At 72.4% G+C, this 21,099-nt stretch carries 3 protein-coding genes; all 3 read left to right on the forward strand.

Translation table 11 applies throughout. From position 1 onward, the window contains the following. On the forward strand, positions 1-2,317 hold a 2,317-nt coding region (locus ACFC79_RS37375; RefSeq protein WP_376249624.1), incomplete at its 5' end, for an SDR family NAD(P)-dependent oxidoreductase. Positions 2,318-2,577: 260 nt separating this feature from the next. Next, on the forward strand, positions 2,578-18,069 hold the full coding sequence (locus ACFC79_RS37380) for a type I polyketide synthase (RefSeq protein ID WP_376249627.1): 15,492 nt from the start codon (positions 2,578-2,580) through the stop codon (positions 18,067-18,069). 52 nt (positions 18,070-18,121) lie between these two features. Next, positions 18,122-21,099, forward strand: a 2,978-nt coding sequence (locus tag ACFC79_RS37385) for a type I polyketide synthase (protein ID WP_376249625.1), incomplete at its 3' end; no start/stop codon positions are given.

Raw genomic sequence — 21,099 nt, forward strand, 5'->3', positions numbered from 1 at the left:
ATGGGCCCGGGGTGTCGAGGTGGACTGGGGCGCGGTGTTCGAGGGCACGGGTGCCCGCAGGACCGACCTGCCCACCTACGCCTTCCAGCACCAGCACTACTGGCCGGAGGCGGCACCGGCGCAGGCGACCGGAGCGGCGGCCGACCCGGTCGACACCCGGTTCTGGGAGACCGTGGAGCGCGAGGACTGGCAGGCGCTCGCCGAGGAACTCGCCGTCGACGGCGACCAGCCGTTCAGCACCGTGCTGCCCGCCCTGTCGACCTGGCGCAAGCAGGCGCGCGAGCGTTCCGCGGTCGACGGCTGGCGCTACCGCGTGACCTGGAAGCCGCTGACCGGCAGCCGGCCGGCACGCCTGTCCGGCACCTGGCTGCTGATCGAGCCCGGGACCGAGGACGAGCGGGCGGCGGCCGTCGCCGCGGCGCTGACCGGGCACGGGGCCGACGTACGACGGATCGCGGTGGACGCCGCGACGACCGACCGGGACGCACTTGCCGCCGCGCTGCGCGCCGAACCGACCGGGGACGCCACGGCGTTCGACGGCGTGCTGTCACTGCTGGCACTCGACGAACGACCGCACAAGGCGCACGCCGCCCTCCCCGCCGGGACCGCCGCTCAACTGGCCCTGATCCAGGCGCTGGGCGACGCGGAGATCGCCGCACCGCTGTGGTGCGCGACCACCGGCGCGGTCTCCACCGGCCGCTCGGACCGGCTGGAGTCGCCGCGGCAGGCCCTGGTCTGGGGCCTGGGCCGGGTGGCCGCCCTGGAACACCTGGAGCGCTGGGGCGGCCTGGTCGACCTGCCTGGGACCATGGACGAGCGGGCACTTGACCGACTGGCCGAGGTGCTCGCGGGAGACGGGGAGGAGGACCAGCTGGCCATCCGCGCCACCGGAGTCCTCGGGCCCAGGCTGGTACGGGCCGGACTTGCCGACACCCCGGCCGTACGGGAGTGGCAGCCGTCCGGGACGACGCTGGTGACCGGCGGCACGGGTGTGCTGGGTGCGCAGGTCGCGCGTTGGCTCGCCCGCAACGGTGCCGAGCACCTGCTGCTCGCGAGCCGCCGCGGCCCGGAGTCGCCCGGCGCCGCGGAACTGCGCGAGGAACTCACCGAACTGGGTGCCGAGGTCACCGTCGTCGCCTGCGACGTGGCCGACCGGGACGCGCTGTCCGACATGCTCGCAGCCGTCCCTGCCGACCGCCCGCTGACCGCCGTGGTGCACACCGCCGCGGTGATCGAGGACGGAGTGATCGAGGGCCTGACACCCGAACAGGTCGACCGGGTGCTGCGGCTGAAGGTCGACGCCACCCACCATCTCCACGAGCTCACCCGGGACCTGGACCTCTCCGCGTTCGTGCTCTTCTCGCACTTCTCGGCGATCTTCGGGGCACCCGGGCAGGGCAACCAGGCGCCCGGCAACGCCTATCTGCACGCCTTCGCCGAGCAGCGGCGCGCCGACGGGCTGCCCGCCACCACCCTGTCCTGGGGCCCGTGGGGCGACGGCGTCACCGTCGGCGGTGCGCTCGGCGACCGGATGCGCCGCCACGGCATCAACGAGATGGCGCCGGAACCGGCGGTCACCGCGCTGCGCCACGCACTGGACCGGGACGAGACGGCACTGACCGTCATCGACATGGACTGGCGGCGGTTCACCCTGGCCTTCACCGCCGACCGGCCGCGTCCGTTGCTGCACGAGCTGCCCGAGGCACGCCGGGTCATCGACGAGATGAGGGCCGAGGCGGCCGAGGCGAGCGCCTCCGGGCCCGTGCTGGCGCAGCAGCTCGCCGGACTGCCGGAGACCGAACGGGAGCGGGTGCTGCTGGAACTGGTGCGTGGCGCGGTCGCGGCGGTGCTGGGTCACGCCGACGCCGGGGCGATCGAGGCCGGACGGGCCTTCAAGGAGCTGGGCTTCGACTCGCTCACCGCGGTCGAGCTGCGCAACCGGCTCGGTGCCGCCAGTGGACTCAAGCTGCCGGCCGCCCTGATCTTCGACCACCCCACCCCGGCCGCCGTCGCCGCATATCTGCGCGCCGAAGTGGTGCCGGACGAGGCGGCCACCGGGGCCCCGGTGCTGGAAGAACTCGACCGCCTGGAAACGGCACTCGCCGACAGCGCCCCGGACAACGTCACCCGGGCCCGGATCACGATGCGGCTCCAGTCGTTGCTGGCGAAGTGGAGCGAGGGCCCGGACGACGGACCCGCCGACCAGGCCCCGGCGGCGACATCCGCGTCCGCGTCCGCGGACGTCGTCGAAGAGCTCCAGTCGTCCAGTGACGAAGAGCTTTTCGCTTTCATCAACAAGGGACTCGGAAGGGCTTGATGAAAACTCCGCTATTGACGTCCCCCTTCATATCGGCCAGGATTTCCAGCACCCTCGTATAAAGAATCCTCTTCTCTGCTGCCCCTTATCGCTTCCCCGGTCGTCAGGGGGTGGTAGGGGGCAGTTAGGGGTTGTAGGGAGGGTTAGTCCGGCCATAGCCTCTCGCCGAGAAGTCGAATAATGATTATTATCCGATGCCGTCTGCCGTAAATGGGTTGCGTTAAATGGCGAATGAAGAGACGCTGCGGGACTACCTCAAGCTGGTAACGGCGGATCTGCATCAGACTCGTCTTCGCCTGCGCGAGGCGGAGGCGAAGAATCACGACCCCATAGCCATCGTGGGTATCGGCTGCCGGTACCCGGGAGGTGTGCGTTCCGCCGAGGACCTGTGGCGGGTCGTCAGCGACGGCGTGGACGCGGTGGGCGAATTCCCCGTGGACCGGGGGTGGAACGTCGAGACGATGTACCACCCGGACCCGGACCACCCCGGCACCAGTTACGTGCACGAGGGCGGATTCGTCGACGACATCGCCGACTTCGACCCGTCCGTCTTCGGCATCAGCCCGCGCGAGGCGCTGAGCATGGACCCGCAGCAGCGGTTGCTGCTGGAGACGTCCTGGGAGGCGTTCGAGCGGGCCGGTATCGACCCGACGTCCGTGCGCGGCCAGCAGATCGGTGCCTTCGTCGGCACCAGCAACCACGACTACCTCGCCGCGATCCTCAGCTCCACGGAGAACTTCGAGGGCTACTTCGGCACCGGCAACGCGGCGAGCGTGGCCTCCGGCCGCCTGTCGTACACCTTCGGACTCGAAGGCCCCGCCGCCACCGTCGACACCGCCTGCTCCTCGTCGCTCGTGGCGCTGCACCTGGCAGTGCAGGCCCTGCGCAACGGCGAATGCACCATGGCCCTGGCCGGCGGCGCGACCGTGATGTGCGCCCCGGGCGTCTTCGTCGACTACAGCAAGATGCGAGGGCTCGCCCTGGACGGCCGTTCCAAGCCCTTCTCGCCGGAGGCCGACGGCTTCTGCCTGGGCGAGGGCGTGGGCATCCTGCTGGTCGAACGGCTCTCGGACGCCCAGCGCAAGGGCCACACCGTGCTCGCCGTCATCCGCGGCACCGCCGTCAACCAGGACGGCGCCAGCAACGGCATCACCTCGCCCAACGGCCCGTCCCAGCAACGCGTCATCCTCCAGGCACTTGCCAACGCCCGGCTCACCCCGGACCAGGTCGACGCCGTCGAGGCGCACGGCACCGGCACCGCACTCGGCGACCCGATCGAGGCCGACGCCCTGCTGGCCACCTACGGCCAGGACCGGCCCGAGGGCAGACCGCTGCTCCTCGGCTCCGTGAAGTCCAACATCGGGCACGCCCAGGCGGGCGCCGGCGTCGGCGGCGTCATCAAAATGGTCATGGCGCTGAAGCACGGGATGCTGCCCAAGACGCTGCACCTGACCGAGCCCACCCCGCACGTGGACTGGTCGTCCGGCGACATCGAGCTCCTCACCGAGACACGCGCCTGGCCGGAGACCGACCGGCCGCGCCGCGCCGGCGTCTCCTCGTTCGGCATGTCCGGCACCAACGCGCACACCATCATCGAGCAGGCGCCGCCCCGGACGGTCGATGCACCGGCCGACGCCGCCGACGAAACCCCGGAGCCCGCACGGCTGCCACTCGTCCCCGTCACACTCTCCGGCAAGGACGCGGACGCGCTGCGCGCCCAGGCCGCACGACTCCACACCCGGCTGGCCTCCGGCGGCACCACCGACAGCCTGGCCGACCTCGGCTACTCGCAGGCCATCACCCGCGCCGCCCTCGACCGGCGCGCCGTGCTCGTCGCGGCCGACCACGACGAACTCCTGACGGGCCTGAGCGCGCTGGCCGAAGGGCGGCCCCACCCCGGCCTGACCGAGGGCACGGCCGCCGAGGGCAAGCTCGCCTTCCTCTTCACCGGCCAGGGCAGTCAGCGCCTCGGCATGGGCCGCGAACTGTACGAGACGCACCCGGTCTTCGCGAAGGCGCTGGACGACGTCTGTGCCCAGCTCGACCGCTTCCTGGACCGGCCGCTGAAGCAGGTGCTGTTCGGCGACGACAAGGAACTGCTGGACCGCACCGGCTACACCCAGCCCGCTCTCTTCGCCGTCGAGGTGGCACTGTTCCGCCTCGTGGAGTCCTGGGGCCTGAGGCCCGACTTCCTCTCCGGCCACTCCATCGGTGAACTGTCCGCCGCCCACGTCGCCGGAGTGCTGTCGCTGACGCACGCGGCCGCGCTGGTGGCCGCCCGCAGCCAGCTGATGCAGCAACTCCCGGCCGGTGGCGCGATGATCGCGGTGCAGGCGTCGGAGGACGAGGTGCTGCCGCTGCTGACCGAGGGCGTGAGCATCGCCGCGCTGAACGGCCCGCAGTCCGTCGTGATCGCGGGCGACGAGGACGCGGCGCTGAAGATCGCGTCCGGTTTCGAGGCGCAGGGCCGCAAGACCAAGCGCCTGACGGTCAGTCACGCCTTCCACTCGCCGCGCATGGACGGCATGCTCGACGCCTTCCGCGACGTCGCCGAGCGGCTCACCTACCACGCCCCGACGATCCCGATCGTCTCCAACCTCACCGGCGACCTGGTCACCGCCGAGGAGATCACCAGCCCGGACTTCTGGGTCCGCCACGTCCGCGAGGCCGTCCGCTTCCTCGACGGCATCCGCGCCCTGGAGACCCGCGGCGTCACCACATTCGTCGAACTCGGCCCCGGTGGCGTGCTCTCCGCCATGGGACAGGACTGCCCGGCCACCACCAGACCGCAGACGCTCGCGTTCGTACCCGCCCTGCGCGACGACCGCTCCGAAGCCCTCACCCTGACCCTGGCCCTGGCGCGGGCCCACGTGCGCGGCGTGGCCGTGGACTGGTCCACGTTCTACGCAGGCACCGACGCCCACCGCGTCGACCTGCCCACCTACGCCTTCCAGCGGCAGCGCTACTGGCCGTCCAACCCCTTCGCCGACATGGGCGCCCCCGTCACGGACGGCGGGACCGGTGCGCTCAGCGCCACCGACGCCCGATTCTGGGAGGTCGTGCACAGCGAGGACCTCGCGGCCCTCGCCGACACCCTCGGTATCGACGGCGACCAGCCGCTCAGCTCCGTGCTCCCCGCACTGTCCGCCTGGCGCCGACGGCACCACGACCGCTCCACCGCAGACGGCTGGCGCTACCGCACCACCTGGAAGCCGCTGACCGGGGCCCAGCCCTCGCTGCTGTCCGGCACCTGGCTCGTCGTCACCCCGTCCGATGCCGCCGACTCCGTATGGCCGGCCGAGACGGTACGCATGCTCACCGAGCGCGGCGTCCGGGTGGAACGGCTCACCGTGCCCGCCACCATCGACCGCACCGACCTCGCCGAGCGGCTGCGCACCGCCCTGCCCGAAGGCGACACGCCCGCCGGTGTGATCTCCCTCCTCGGCCTGGACGAACGGCCGCACCCCGAACACCCCGACCTCGGCGCCGGCCTCGCCGGCACCCTCGCACTCGTCCAGGCGCTGGGCGACGCGGACCTCGACGCCCGGCTCTGGGTCCTCACCCGCGGCGCGGTGTCCACCGGCCGGTCCGACCGGCTCACCAGCACCGCCCAGGCGCAGCTGTGGGGCATGGGCCGCACCGTGGGCCACGAGCACCCCGAGCGCTGGGGCGGCCTGATCGACCTGCCCGAGACCGCCGACGAACGCTCCCTCGGCCGACTCGCCGAAGCCCTCTCCGGACTCGACGACGAGGACCACCTCGCGATCCGCTCCCAGGGCATCCACGTACGCCGTCTCGTCCGAGCCCCGCACACCGAGAGCACCGGCGAGGGCTGGACGGGCCGCGGCACCGCGCTCGTCACCGGCGGAACCGGCGCACTGGGCGCCCACATGGCCCGCTGGCTCGTACGCAACGGCGCCGAACACCTGCTGCTGGTCGGCCGCCGCGGCCCGGACGCGCCGGGCGCTGCCGAACTGCGCGCGGAACTCACCGCGTCGGGCGCCGACGTCACCATCGCCGCCTGCGACGTCGCCGACCGGGCGGCCCTGGCCGAGCTCCTGGCGTCGATCCCCGAGCAGTACCCCCTGACAACCGTGGTACACGCCGCCGGTGTCCTCGACGACGGCGTCCTCGACGCCCTGACCCCGGCACGCATGGCGGAGGTGCTGCGCCCCAAGGCCACCGCCGCCCTCAACCTGCACGAGCTCACCCGCGGGACGGACCTCACCGCCTTCGTGCTGTTCTCGTCCATGGCCGCCACCTTCGGCGCCGCGGGCCAGGCCAACTACACCGCCGCCAACGCCTGCCTCGACGCCCTGGCCGAGCAGCGCCGCGCCGAAGGACTGCACGCCCTCTCGCTGGCCTGGGGCGCCTGGGCCGAAGGCGGCATGGCCACCGACGAACTGGTCGCCGAGCGGCTCCGGCTGTCCGGGCTGCCCGCGCTCGCCCCCGAACCGGCCACCGCCGCGCTGCGCACCGCCCTCGACCTGGACGAGACCTTCTCCCTGGTCGTGGACATCGACTGGGACCGGTTCGCCCCCGGCCTCACCGCCCTCCGGCCGAACCCTCTGGTCGCCGAACTTCCCGAGGCCCGACAGGCGATCGAGGCGGCACGGCCGGCGGACACCGCGGCGGACCCCTCCTCCTTCGCCCAGCGACTTGCCGCCGCGGCCCAGGACGACCGCGAGACACTCGTCCTGGACTTCGTCCGCACGCAGGTCGCGGTGGTCCTGGGCTACCCGGGGCCGGATTCCGTGGAACCCGGCCGCGCCTTCCGCGACCTCGGCTTCGACTCGCTGACCGCGGTCGAGATCCGCAATCTGCTGGGCTCACTCACCGGGCTGCGACTGCCCGCCACGATCATCTTCGACTACCCGACCCCGTTCGCCCTGGCGGAGTTCCTCCAGGACGAGCTCGTCGGCTCCCGGCCCGTCGCCGCGGGCCCGGCCGCCCCGGTGACGGTCGCAGCCGACGAGCCGATCGCGATCGTCGCGATGAGCTGCCGTTTCCCCGGTGGCGTGGCCACTCCCGAGGAGCTGTGGGAGCTGCTCATATCGGGCCGGGACGCGGTCACCGGATTCCCCACCGACCGGGGCTGGGACGTCGATTCCCTCTACGACCCGGAGTCCGGCGCCGAGAACACCACCTATGTGCGGAGCGGCGGATTCCTCACCGACGCCGCCGACTTCGACCCGGCGTTCTTCGGTATCTCGCCGCGCGAGGCCCTGGCCATGGACCCGCAGCAGCGGTTGCTGCTGGAGACCTCGTGGGAGGCGTTCGAGCGGGCCGGTATCGACCCGGCCGCACTGCGCGGTCAGCGGGTCGGCGTCTTCGCCGGTACCAACGGTCAGGACTACCTCCCGGTCGTCCTCGCCGCACCGGGCGGCTCCGAGGGCTTCGTCGGTACGGGCAACGCGGCGAGTGTGATGTCGGGCCGGGTGTCCTACGCGTTGGGTCTGGAGGGTCCGGCGGTCACGGTCGACACTGCGTGTTCGTCGTCGCTGGTGGCCTTGCACTGGGCCATTCAGGCACTGCGCCAGGGGGAGTGCTCGCTGGCCCTGGCCGGTGGCGTGACCGTGATGTCCACCCCGGGCTCGTTCGTCGACTTCAGCCGTCAGCGCGGTCTGGCGGCGGACGGGCGGATCAAGGCGTTCGCGGCCGGTGCGGACGGCACGGGCTGGGGCGAGGGCATCGGCATGCTGCTCGTGGAGCGGCTGTCGGACGCCCGGAAGAACGGCCACCCGGTCCTCGCGCTCGTCCGTGGCTCGGCGATCAACCAGGACGGCGCGAGCAACGGCCTGACGGCGCCGAACGGCCCGTCCCAGCAGCGGGTGATCCGGCAGGCCCTGGCCACCGCCGGACTGTCGGCAACGGACGTGGACGCGGTCGAGGCCCATGGCACGGGCACGAAGCTGGGTGACCCGATCGAGGCGCAGGCGCTGCTGGCCACCTACGGCCAGGACCGTCCGGCCGACCAGCCGCTCCACCTCGGTTCGATCAAGTCCAACTTCGGTCACACGCAGGCCGCGGCCGGTGTCGCGGGTGTGATGAAGATGGTGCTGGCGCTCCAGCACGGGGTGCTCCCGCAGACCCTGCACGTCGACGAGCCGACCCCGCACGTCGACTGGTCGGCGGGTGACATCGCCCTGCTGACCGAGTCGGTGCAGTGGCCGGAAACCGGCCGTCCGCGCCGTGCCGCGGTGTCCTCCTTCGGGATCAGCGGCACGAACGCGCACACGATCATCGAGCAGGCCCCGGTGGAGGAGTCGGCCGCGCTCGTCGTGGCAGCGGATGCGGCTCCGCCGGTGGTTCCGGTGGTGCTGTCGGCTCGGACGGGCGCGGGCCTGCGGGCGCAGGCGGAGCGGCTCGGCGCGTACCTGGCGGGTGAGCCGGGTGCGGGGCCGGTGGACGTGGGGCTCTCGCTGACGGCGCACCGGAGCCTGTTCGAGGAGCGGGCCGCGTTGGTGGTGACGGACCGGGAGGAACTGCTGACCGGTCTGGAGTCCCTGGCGCGTGGCGAGTCGGCGCCGGGTCTTGTGTCGGGTTCGGTGGTGGGTGGTAAGTCGGCGTTCCTGTTCACGGGGCAGGGGAGTCAGCGGCTGGGTATGGGGCGTGAGTTGTATGACGCGTTCCCGGTGTTCGCGGCGGCTCTGGATGCGGTGTGTGCGCACCTGGACGTGTACTTGGACCGTCCGTTGCGTGAGGTTGTGTTCGGTGATGACGCCGAGTTGATCGGTCGGACGGGGTTCACGCAGCCTGCGTTGTTCGCGGTCGAGGTGGCGTTGTTCCGTCTCGTCGAGGCGTGGGGTCTGCGTCCTGATTTCCTGTCCGGTCACTCCATCGGCGAGCTGGCTGCCGCGCATGTGGCGGGTGTGTTGTCGCTGGCGGATGCGGCGAAGCTGGTTGCGGCCCGGGGCCGGTTGATGCAGGAACTCCCGGCCGGTGGCGCGATGGTCGCGGTGCAGGCGTCGGAGGACGAGGTGCTGCCGCTGCTGACCGAGGGTGTGAGCATTGCCGCGCTGAACGGTCCGCAGTCTGTCGTGATCGCGGGTGACGAGGACGCCGCCGAAGCGATCGCTGCCGGTTTCGAGGCGCGGGGTCGTAAGACGAAGCGGTTGACCGTTTCGCATGCGTTCCATTCGCCGCGTATGGACGGGATGTTGGATGCGTTCCGTGAGGTCGCGGAGGGCATCGCGTTCGAGGCGCCGCGTATTCCGATCGTGTCGAACCTGACCGGGGACCTGGTCTCCGGCGAGGAGATCGCCACCGCGGACTTCTGGGTGCGGCATGTCCGTGAGGCGGTTCGCTTCGTCGACGGCATGCGTGTGCTCGAAGCGCAGGGTGTGACGACGTTTGTCGAGCTGGGCCCGGACGGGGTGCTCTCGGCGATGGGGCAGGAGTGTGTCTCCAGTGAGGGCATGGCCTTCGTGCCGGTGCTGCGTGCTGGTCGTCCCGAGGCCGAGGTGCTGGTCGCGGGTGTGGCGCGGGCGCAGGTCCGTGGTGTCGCCGTGGACTGGTCGGCGTTCTACGCCGGTACCGGCGCCGCGCGGATCGAGCCGGGTGCACTGCCCACGTATCCCTTCCAGCGCGAGCGCTACTGGCCGAAGGTGTCCTCGCTGTACCTCGGTGACGTCGCGGCCGTGGGCCTGGGCGAGGCCGAGCACCCGCTGCTCGGGGCGAGCGCGGAACTCCCCGACGCGGACGGTGTGTTGTTCACCGGTCGGCTGGCGCTGTCCACCCACCCGTGGCTGGCGGGCCACACCATCATGGAAACGGTCCTGCTGCCGGGCACGGCGTTCGTGGAACTCGCGATCCGGGCCGGTGACCAGGTCGGCTGCGAGCACCTCGAAGAGCTGACACTCGAAGCACCGCTGGTCCTGCCCGAACAGGGCGGAATCCAGCTGCGGCTCTCGGTCGGCGCGGCCGACGAGACGGGGCGGCGCCCGCTGTCGCTGTACTCCCGGGGCGAGAACCTCCCGGCCGAGGAGCCGTGGACCAGGCACGCCGGCGGTGTGCTGGCGCCCGCCGACGGTCTGCCGAAGCCCGACTTCGAGTTGAGCGCCTGGCCTCCGGCGGATGCGGTCGAGATCGAGCTGGGCGACCGCTACGCGGGCCTGCTGGACATCGGCTTCGCCTACGGCCCCGACTTCCAGGGCCTGCGCAGGGCGTGGCGGCGGGACGACGAGATCTTCGCCGAGGTGCTGCTGCCCGAGGAGACCCGGGAGGAGGCGGGCCGCTTCGGTCTGCACCCGGCACTGCTGGACTCCGCACTGCACGCCATCGGACTCGGTGGCCTCGGCGTCACCGACGACACCGGCCGGCTTCCCTTCGCCTGGGGCGGGGTGTCCCTGTACGCGGCCGGAGCCTCGGCGCTGCGTGTCCACCTCGCACCGGTGGGCGCCGAGAGCGTCCGGCTGAAGATCGCCGACGTGACCGGTGCGCCGGTCGCCGCCGTCGAGTCCCTCGGCCTGCGCCCGGTCTCGGCCGAGCAGCTGCGGACCGCGCGCACCACCTATCACGAGTCGCTGTTCCACATGGAATGGACCCGCCTGACGGACACCACCGAGACTGCCGACCCGGGCTCCTGGGCCGTGCTCGGGTCCGGTGACCTTCTCGGTGCGGGCATCGCCCCTTACGCCGACCTGGCCGCGCTCGCCGCGGCGGTCGATGCCGGAGCCCGGACACCCGAGTTCGTCTTCGCCTCACCCGGCGCGGGCGACTACCAGGACGCCGCCGCGACCGCGCACCGCGCCGCCACGGAGGCGCTGGAGCTGGTGCAGGCGTGGCTGGTGGACGACCGGTTCGCGGACTCCCGCCTGGTCGTGCTGACCTCCGGCGCGGTGGCAGCCGCCCCGGGCGAGCCCGTCGCCGATGTGGCCCGGTCCACCGTGTGGGGCCTGCTGCGGTCGGCCCAGTCGGAGAACCCGGACCGCCTGCTGCTGGTCGATCTCGACGGTGACGACGCGTCCCTCCGCGCGCTCCCCGATGCACTCGCGGCGGGCGAGACACAGCTCGCGCTGCGCGCGGGCGTGGCATACACACCGAGGCTGGCCAGGGTCGCCGTGGACGACGGCAGCGGCCGGGAGTTCCGCCCGGACGCCGACGGCACGGTGCTGGTGACCGGTGCCAGTGGTTCGCTGGGCGGTCTGTTCGCCCGGCATCTGGTTGCCGAGCACGGTGTGCGGCATCTGTTGTTGGTGAGTCGGCGTGGTGGTGAGGCGCCGGGTGCGGCGGAGCTCGCGGCCGAGCTGGCGGAGTCGGGTGCGGTGGTGACCTGGGCGGCGTGTGATGTGGCCGACCGGGACGGGCTGGCCGCTGTGCTCGCCGCGGTTCCGGGCGAGCACCCGTTGACCGCGGTGGTGCACACCGCGGGCGTGCTCGACGACGGTGTGATCAGTTCGCTGACGTCCGAGCGCGTCGACCGCGTGCTGCGCCCGAAGGTGGACGCTGCGTGGAACCTGCACGAGCTGACGCGCGGACTGGACCTGACGGCGTTCGTGCTCTTCTCGTCCTCCTCCGGTGTCTTCGGTGGCCCCGGACAGGGCAACTACGCCGCCGCCAACGCCTTCCTGGACGCTCTCGCCCAGCATCGTGCCGCGGCCGGGCTTGCGGCGACTGCGCTGGCCTGGGGGCTGTGGGCCGGTGGCGGTATGGGCGACACCCTGGACGAGGCCGACATCAGCAGGATGCGGCGCGCCGGTCTGCCGCCGCTGTCCGTCACGGACGGACTCGCCCTGCTGGACACCGCCCTGCGGGTCGACGAACCGGCCCTGGTGCCGATGCGCGTGGACACCGCGGCGCTGCGCACGGTGGCCGCCTCGGGGGCGATCTCGCCGTTGTTGCGTGGTCTGGTCCGGGTTCCGGCCCGTCGTGCGGTGGATGCCGTCGCGGCGGGTGCGGGGGAGTCGGGTCTGGTGCAGCGGCTGACCGGGCTGAGTCCGGCGGAGCAGGAGCGGATGCTGCTGGATCTGGTCCGTGGTCAGGTTGCCGCGGTGCTCGGCTATGCGAGTGGGGAGACGATCGGTTCGGGCCGGGCGTTCAAGGAGCTGGGCTTCGATTCGCTGACCGCTGTCGAGCTGCGCAATCAGCTGAACGCGGTGACGGGGCTGCGGCTTTCGGCCACTCTCGTCTTCGACTACCCGGACCCGACCGTCCTCGCCCGCCACCTGCGCACCGAGCTCGTCGGCGCCGGAACCGCGACACTCGCCCCGGCCCCCGTCACGGCGGCCGTCGGCGACGACGAACCGATCGCGATCGTCTCGATGAGCTGCCGCTACCCGGGCGGGGTGCGCACCCCCGAGGACCTGTGGCAGATGATCGCCACCGGCAACGACGGCATCTCGCTCTTCCCCGACAACCGCGGATGGGACCTGGACGGGCTCTACGACCCGGACCCGGAGACCCAGGGCACCTCCTACGCCCGTGAGGGCGGCTTCCTGCACGACGCCGCCGAGTTCGACGCGGCGTTCTTCGGGATCTCGCCGCGCGAGGCCCTCGCCATGGACCCGCAGCAGCGGCTGCTGCTGGAGACCGCCTGGGAGGCGTTCGAACGCGCCGGGATCGACCCGCTGGCGGTGCGGGGCAGCCAGACCGGTGTGTTCGCCGGTGTGATGTACCACGACTACGGCTCGCGACTCCACGCCGCTCCGGAGGAGGTCGAGGGCTACCTCGGCACCGGCAGCTCCAGCAGCGTCGTCTCCGGCCGAGTCGCGTACACCTTCGGCCTGGAGGGCCCGGCGGTCACCGTCGACACGGCCTGCTCGTCGTCGCTGGTGGCGCTGCACCTCGCCGCGCAGGCACTGCGCAACGGCGAATGCACCCTGGCACTGGCAGGCGGTGTCACCGTCATGTTCACGCCCGGCACCTTCATCGAGTTCAGCCGCCAGCGCGGGCTCGCCGCCGACGGCCGCTGCAAGTCCTTCGCGGCCGCCGCCGACGGCACCGGCTGGGGCGAGGGCGCGGGCATGCTCCTGCTGGAACGGCTCTCCGACGCCCGGAAGAACGGCCACGAGGTCCTGGCGATCGTCCGTGGCTCCGCCGTCAACCAGGACGGCGCGAGCAACGGCCTGACCGCGCCCAACGGCCCGTCCCAGCAGCGCGTCATCCGCCAGGCCCTCGCCAACGCGCGACTGACCTCCGACCAGGTGGACGCGGTCGAGGCGCACGGCACCGGCACCACCCTGGGCGACCCGATCGAGGCACAGGCCCTGCTGGCCACCTACGGCCAGGACCGCCCCGCCGACCAGCCGCTGTGGCTGGGCTCGGTCAAGTCCAACCTCGGCCACACCCAGGCCGCCTCCGGCGTGGCCGGCGTCATCAAGATGGTGCAGGCGATGCGGCACGAGCTCCTGCCCAAGACGCTGCACGTGGACGAGCCCTCGCCGCACGTCGACTGGGCGGCCGGCGCAGTCTCGCTGCTCACCGAGGCCAGGCAGTGGCCGCAGGCCGGGCGTCCGCGCCGGGCCGCCGTCTCCTCCTTCGGGATCAGCGGCACCAACGCACACGCCATCATCGAGCAGGCCCCGGCCGACGACGAGGCCCAGCCCGCACCGCGGACCCCCGCCTCCGGCACCGGACTGCCCTTCGTGCCCCTGCTGCTGTCCGCACGGGGCGAGGACGGGCTGCGGGCCCAGGCCCAGCGGCTGCGCGACCGCCTCGGCGAGCAACCGGGAACGACGGGCGACGACCGCACGGATGCCGGCCTGACCGACCTCGGCTACTCGCTGGCCACCACCCGCGCGGCGCTGGAGAACCGGGCCGCTCTCGTCGCCGCGTCCACGGACGAGGCACTGCACGCCCTGGACGCGCTGGCGCGCGGCGAGGCCGATCCGGCACAGGTGCCGCACGGCGTCGCGACCGACGGCAGGACGGCGTTCCTGTTCACCGGCCAGGGCAGCCAGCGGCTCGGCATGGGGCGTGAACTGTACGAGACGTTCCCCGTGTTCGCTCAGGCACTGGACGAGGTGTGTGCCGAGCTGGACCGGCACCTGGAACGGCCACTGAAGGACGTACTGTTCGGCGACGACGCCGAACCACTTGACCGGACCGGCTTCACCCAGCCCGCCCTGTTCGCGATCGAGGTGGCGCTGTTCCGCCTGGTCACGGCCTGGGGCGTACAACCGGACCTGGTCTCCGGCCACTCCATCGGCGAGATCGCCGCCGCGCACGCCGCGGGCGTGCTGTCCCTGGCGGACGCGGCCCGTCTGGTCGCGGCCCGCGGCCGGCTCATGCAGGAACTCCCGGGCGGCGGCGCGATGATCGCCCTCCAGGCGTCCGAGGACGAAGTGCTTCCGCTGCTGAACGAGCGGGTCGGCATCGCCGCCCTCAACGGCCCCACCTCCGTGGTCGTCGCCGGTGACGAGGACGCGGCCCTGGCGATCGCTGCCGGTTTCGAGGCACAGGGCCGCAAGACCAAGCGCCTCACCGTCAGCCACGCCTTCCACTCGCCGCGCATGGAGCCCATGCTCGCCGACTTCCGCAAGCTCGCGGAAGAACTCACCTTCCACGCCCCGAAGATCCCGGTCGTCTCCTGCCTGACCGGAACCGTGGCCACGGCCGACGAGATCCGGCTGCCGGAGTTCTGGGTCCGGCACGTCCGCGAGGCCGTCCGCTTCGTCGACGGCATCCGCGCCCTGCACGACACGGGTGTGACCACCTTCGTCGAACTCGGCCCGGACGGCGTGCTCACCGCCATGGCACAGGACTGCCTGACCGATGTCGCCGACGCCACCGACACGGCCTTCGTGCCCGTGCTGCGCACCGGCCGACCCGAGATCCGCACCCTGACCACGGCCCTGGCCCTGGCCCATGTCCGGGGCGCCGCGGTGGACTGGGCAGCGTTCTACGCAGGCACCGGCGCCACCCGCGTCACCCTGCCGACGTACCCGTTCCAACGCCGTCGCTACTGGCTGGACGTGGGCATCTCCGCCGAGGACGTCGCCTCCGCGGGCCTGGGGACCGCCGACCACCCGTTGCTCGGCGCAGCCGTCGAACTGCCCGACACCGGCGGCTTCGTGTTCACCGGCCGGCTGTCGCTGCGCACCCACCCCTGGCTGGCCGACCACGCCGTCATGGACACCGTGCTGCTGCCCGGCACGGCCTTCGTCGAGCTGGCACTGCGCGCCGGCGAGGAGGTCGCCTGCGACAGCGTCGACGAACTGACCCTCCAGGCGCCGCTGGTCCTGCCCGAGCAGGGCGCGGTGCAACTGCGGCTGGAGCTGACGGCCGCCGACGGGACGGGACGACGCGGCCTGAGCCTGCACTCCCGCCGGGAGGAGGCCGACGTCGACGAACCGTGGACCCGGCACGCCACGGGTTTCCTGGCCCCCGCCCCGACCGCTGCCGCCGAGCCCTTCGACGCGACCGTCTGGCCCCCCGCCGACGCGACCGCGATCGACACCGGCGACTTCTACCCCGGCGCAGCCGCGGCCGGACTCGGCTACGGACCGGTGTTCCAGGGCCTGACGGCCGCCTGGCGCAGCGGGGACGAACTGTTCGCCGAGGTCCGGCTCCCCCAGGGGTACGAGACCCAGGCCGGTGCGTTCGGCCTGCACCCGGCGCTGCTGGACGCCGCCCTGCACACGCTGGGCCTGGACGGCTCCGGCGAGGGCGCGCGACTGCCGTTCGCCTGGACCGGTGTCCGCCTGCACGCCGCGGGCGCCGCCGCTCTCCGCGTCAGGCTGCGCCCGGCCGCCACCGGCGGTGGCGTGGCGCTCCAACTCGCCGACGCCACCGGGGCCGTCGTCGCCGCCATCGACGGGCTGGTGCTGCGCCCGGTCTCGGCCGAGCAACTGGACGCCTCACGCACCGCACAGCACGACTCACTGTTCCGGCCGGAGTGGACCGCACTGCCGCTGCCCGCCGAGCAGACCGGCGAGATCCCGCCGGGCATCCGCTGGGCGGCACTGGGCGACGAACCGTTCGAGATCGCCGGCCGGACCCTGGACTCCCACACCGACCTGGCCGCGCTCGCCGAGACGGACGGACCGGTCCCGGACGTGGTCCTCGTACCCCTCACCGGGACCGGGGCCGGACGGAACCTGCCCGACGCCGCCAAGGCCGCCGCCCGCGACGCCCTGGATCTGGTGCGGAACTGGGTGGAGGACACCCGTTTCGGGGACGCACGACTCGTGTTCGTCACCCGCGACACGGTCGCCGCCAGGGAAACCGACGACCTCGCCGACCCGACGCACGCCACGGTGTGGGGCCTGGTCCGCTCGGCCCAGTCGGAGCACCCCGGACGCCTCGTCCTGGTCGATACGGACGCCACCGACGCGTCCCAGCGGTCCCTGCCCGCGGCACTCGCCACCGACGAGCCGCAGCTCGCGCTCCGCTCCGGCGGCGCGTACGCCTTCCGGCTGGCCCGCGTACCGGCCCAGGACACCGGAACCGAAACCGGCACGGAACTCGACCCGTCCGGCACGGTGCTCCTCACCGGTGCCGCGGGCACGCTCGGCACACTCTTCGCCCGCCACCTGGTGACCGAGCGCGGCGCACGGCACCTGCTGCTCGTCGGCCGACGCGGCGAACAGGCCCCCGGCGCGACCGAACTCACCGCCGAACTCACCGCACTGGGCGCCGAGGTCACCTGGGCGGCGTGCGACGCGGCCGACCGACCGGCACTGGAGCAGGTCCTCGACGCGATCCCCGCCGAACACCCCCTGACCGCGGTCGTGCACACCGCGGGCGTGCTGGACGACGGCGTGATCGGCTCGCTGACCGACGCACGGCTCGACGCGGTGCTGCGTCCCAAGGTCGACGCCGCGTGGAACCTCCACGAACTGACCCGGGACCTCGACCTGACCGCGTTCGTGCTCTTCTCCTCCGCCGCCGGCATCTTCGGCAGCGCCGGACAGGGCAACTACGCCTCGGCCAACACCTTCCTGGACGCCCTGGCCCAGCACCGCACGGCCCGCGGCCTGCCCGCGACCTCGCTCGCCTGGGGCCTGTGGGCGGCGGCCGGCGGCATGGCGGGCAGCCTGGACACCTCCGACGTGACCCGGATGCGGCGCGGCGGCTACGAACCGCTGCCGCAGGACGAGGGCCTCGCGCTCTTCGACCTGTCCAGCACGCTGAAGGAACCGGTGCTCGTCCCGATCGGCCTCGACACCAAGGCCCTGCGCGCGCAGGCCGCGGCCGGGATGCTGCCCACGCTGCTGCGCGGCCTGGTCCGCACCCCCGCGCGACGGGCCGCCGAAAACGTCGGCGCCGTCGCCGCCACGCCCACGGGCTCGCTCACCGAACGGCTGGCCGGACTCTCGGAGGCGGAGCGCGACCGGGAACTCCTGGACCTGGTGCGGACGCACGTGGCGGCCGTGCTCGGCCACGCCGGGCCGGACGACGTCGACGCCGGGCGGGGCTTCCTCGACCTGGGCTTCGACTCGCTGACCGCCGTGGACCTGCGCAACCGTCTGGGCGCCGCCGTCGGGCTGCGACTGCCGGTCACCCTGATCTTCGACTACCCGACACCCACCGCACTCGCCGGATACCTGCGCGAGGAACTCGGGCTGGACGGTGCGGACTCCGCACTGCCGCCCGTACACGCGGAACTCGACAAACTCGAAACGATTCTGTCGGCGATCGGCCCGGACGACGTCGAACGCCCAGGAATCGCGGCCCGTCTGCGCGATCTCCTCGCGAAGTGGAACGAGACGCAGGGCGCCGCGGACGGCACCGACGACGACCGCGAGATCCAGTCCGCGACCGCAGACGAGATCTTCGATCTGCTCGACGACGAGCTCGGGCTCAACTGACCAGCTCCACGTGAGCTTTCGGAACTCTTAGTTACGTGGGGATGGCGTAAAGATGGCTGTGGCGAACGAGGAAAAGTACCTCGACTACCTCAAGCGGGCGACGACCGATCTGCGCGAGGCGCGTCGGCGGCTGCGCGAGGTGGAGGAGCGGGACCAGGAGCCGATCGCCATCGTGGCGATGAGCTGCCGCTACCCGGGCGGGGTACGCACCCCCGAGGACCTGTGGGAGCTCGTGGCCCGCGGCGGGGACGCCGTCTCCCCGTACCCGGTCAACCGCGGCTGGGCCGACGACGTGCTCTTCGAGCCCGACCCGGAGACCGGACACGAGGAGTACGTCCACGAGGGCGGCTTCCTGCACGACGCCGCCGACTTCGACCCGGCGTTCTTCGGCATCTCGCCGCGCGAGGCCCTCGCCATGGACCCGCAGCAGCGACTGCTGCTGGAGACCACCTGGGAGGCGTTCGAACGCGCCGGAATCGACCCGACCACCCTGCGCGGCAGCCGCACCGGCGTCTTCGCCGGCCTGATGTACCACGACTACGCCTCCCGGCTGTACTCCGCGCCCGAAGACGTCGAGGGCTTCCTCGGCAACGGCAGCACCGGCTCCATCGCCTCGGGCCGGGTGTCGTACACCTTCGGCCTGGAGGGCCCGGCCGTCACCATCGACACCGCCTGCTCCTCCTCCCTGGTGGCCCTGCACCTTGCCGCGCAGGCGCTGCGCACCGGTGAATGCACGCTCGCCCTGGCCGGCGGCGTCACCGTCATGTCCACCCCCGGCACCTTCACCGAATTCAGCCGCCAGCGCGGCCTGGCCATCGACGGCCGCTGCAAGTCCTTCGCCGCCGCCGCCGACGGCACCGGCTGGGGCGAGGGCGCGGGCATGCTCCTGCTGGAACGGCTCTCCGACGCCCGCAAGAACGGCCACCCGGTACTGGCCCTGGTGCGAGGCTCGGCCATCAACCAGGACGGCGCCAGCAGCGGCCTGACCGCGCCCAACGGCCCGTCCCAGCAGCGCGTCATCCGCCAGGCCCTGGCCGGTGCCCGGCTGTCGCCCGGACAGATCGACGCCGTCGAGGCGCACGGCACCGGCACCACCCTCGGCGACCCCATCGAGGCACAGGCGCTGCTCGCCACCTACGGCCGCAACCGGCCGGAGGAGCAGCCGCTGTGGCTCGGCTCGGTGAAGTCGAACATCGGCCACACCCAGGCCGCCGCCGGTGTCGCGGGCATCATCAAGATGGTCATGGCGATGCGCCACGGCGTGCTGCCCAAGACCCTGCACGTCGACGAGCCCACCCCCAACGTCGACTGGACGGCGGGCACGGTCTCGCTGCTCACCGAGACCCGCGCCTGGCCGGAGACCGGCCGGCCGCGCCGCGCCGCCGTCTCCTCCTTCGGTATCAGCGGCACCAACGCCCACACCGTGCTGGAGCAGGCCCCCGAGCCGGAGGCCGCCGCCGACGAGCAGCCGACCGACGCCCCGGGCACGGCGCTGCCGCTGTGGACCCTCTCGGCGAAGAGCAGCCCCGCCCTGCGGGGCCAGGCCACGAACCTGCTCGCCCACCTGGCCGCGCACCCCGAGCTGTCCATCACCGACCTCGGCCACTCCCTCGCCACCGGCCGCGCGGCCTTCGACCACCGCGCGGCGATCGTCGCGGACGACCGTGACGGCTTCCTCCGCGCTCTGACGGCCCTCGCCGACGAGGAGCCCGCCGCCGACCTCGTCCAGGGGCGGGCCACCGGCGGCAAGCGCGCGTTCCTGTTCACGGGGCAGGGGAGTCAGCGGCTGGGTATGGGGCGTGAGTTGTATGACGCGTTCCCGGTGTTCGCGGCGGCGCTGGATGCGGTGTGTGCGGAGCTGGACCGGCACTTGGAGCGTCCGTTGAGGGACGTGGTGTTCGGTGACGATGCGGAGTCGTTGAACCGGACGGGGTTCACTCAGCCTGCGTTGTTCGCGGTTGAGGTGGCGTTGTTCCGTCTGGTGGAGGCGTGGGGTCTGCGTCCTGATTTCCTGTCGGGTCATTCGATCGGTGAGCTGGCTGCTGCGCATGTGGCGGGTGTGTTGTCGCTGGCGGATGCGGCGAAGCTGGTTGCTGCGCGTGGCCGGTTGATGCAGGAGCTGCCGGCCGGTGGTGCGATGGTGGCGGTGCAGGCGTCGGAGGAGGAGGTGCTGCCGCTGCTGGTCGAGGGTGTGAGCATTGCCGCGCTGAACGGTCCGCAGTCGGTCGTGATCGCGGGTGACGAGGACGCCGCCGAAGCGATCGCTGCCGGTTTCGAGGCGCAGGGCCGCAAGACGAAGCGGCTCACCGTCTCGCACGCGTTCCACTCGCCGCGCATGGACGGCATGTTGGATGCGTTCCGCGAGGTCGCGGAGACGCTGACGTACGAGGCGCCGCGCATTCCGATCGTGTCGAACCTCACCGGGGACCTGGTCTCCGCGGAGGAGATCACCAGCCCGGACTTCTGGGTGCGGCACGTCCGCGATGCCGTCCGCTTCCTCGACGGTATACGGACCCTGGAGGACCAGGGTGTGACGACCTTCGTCGAGCTGGGCCCCGACGGCGTGCTCACCGCGATGGCACAGGACTGCCTGTCCCGTGAAGACGCCACCCTTGTCTCCGCGCTGCGCGCCGGCCGATCCGAGGTGCGCAGCCTGGCGGTCGCGCTGGCCGGCGCCCACGTCCACGGCGTTTCGCCGGACTGGCACGCGGTGTTCTCGGGAACCGGCGCCGCACGTGTCGAACTCCCCTTGTACGCCTTCCAGCGTGAGACCTACTGGCTGGACACCGGCTACCTGACCGGCGACATGGCCTCGGCCGGCCTCGGCGCGGCGGACCATCCGCTGCTCGGCGCCGCCGTGGCCCTCGCCGACACCGACGGCTTCCTCTACACGGGACGCCTCGCCCTCGATACCCACCCGTGGTTGGCTGATCATGTGGTGGCGGGTTCGGTGTTGTTGCCGGGGACGGCGTTTGTGGAGTTGGTGGTTCGTGCGGGGGATCAGGTTGGTTGTGGTGTGTTGGAGGAGTT

This window comes from Streptomyces sp. NPDC056061, from assembly GCF_042266885.1.
GTDB lineage: Bacteria > Actinomycetota > Actinomycetes > Streptomycetales > Streptomycetaceae > Streptomyces.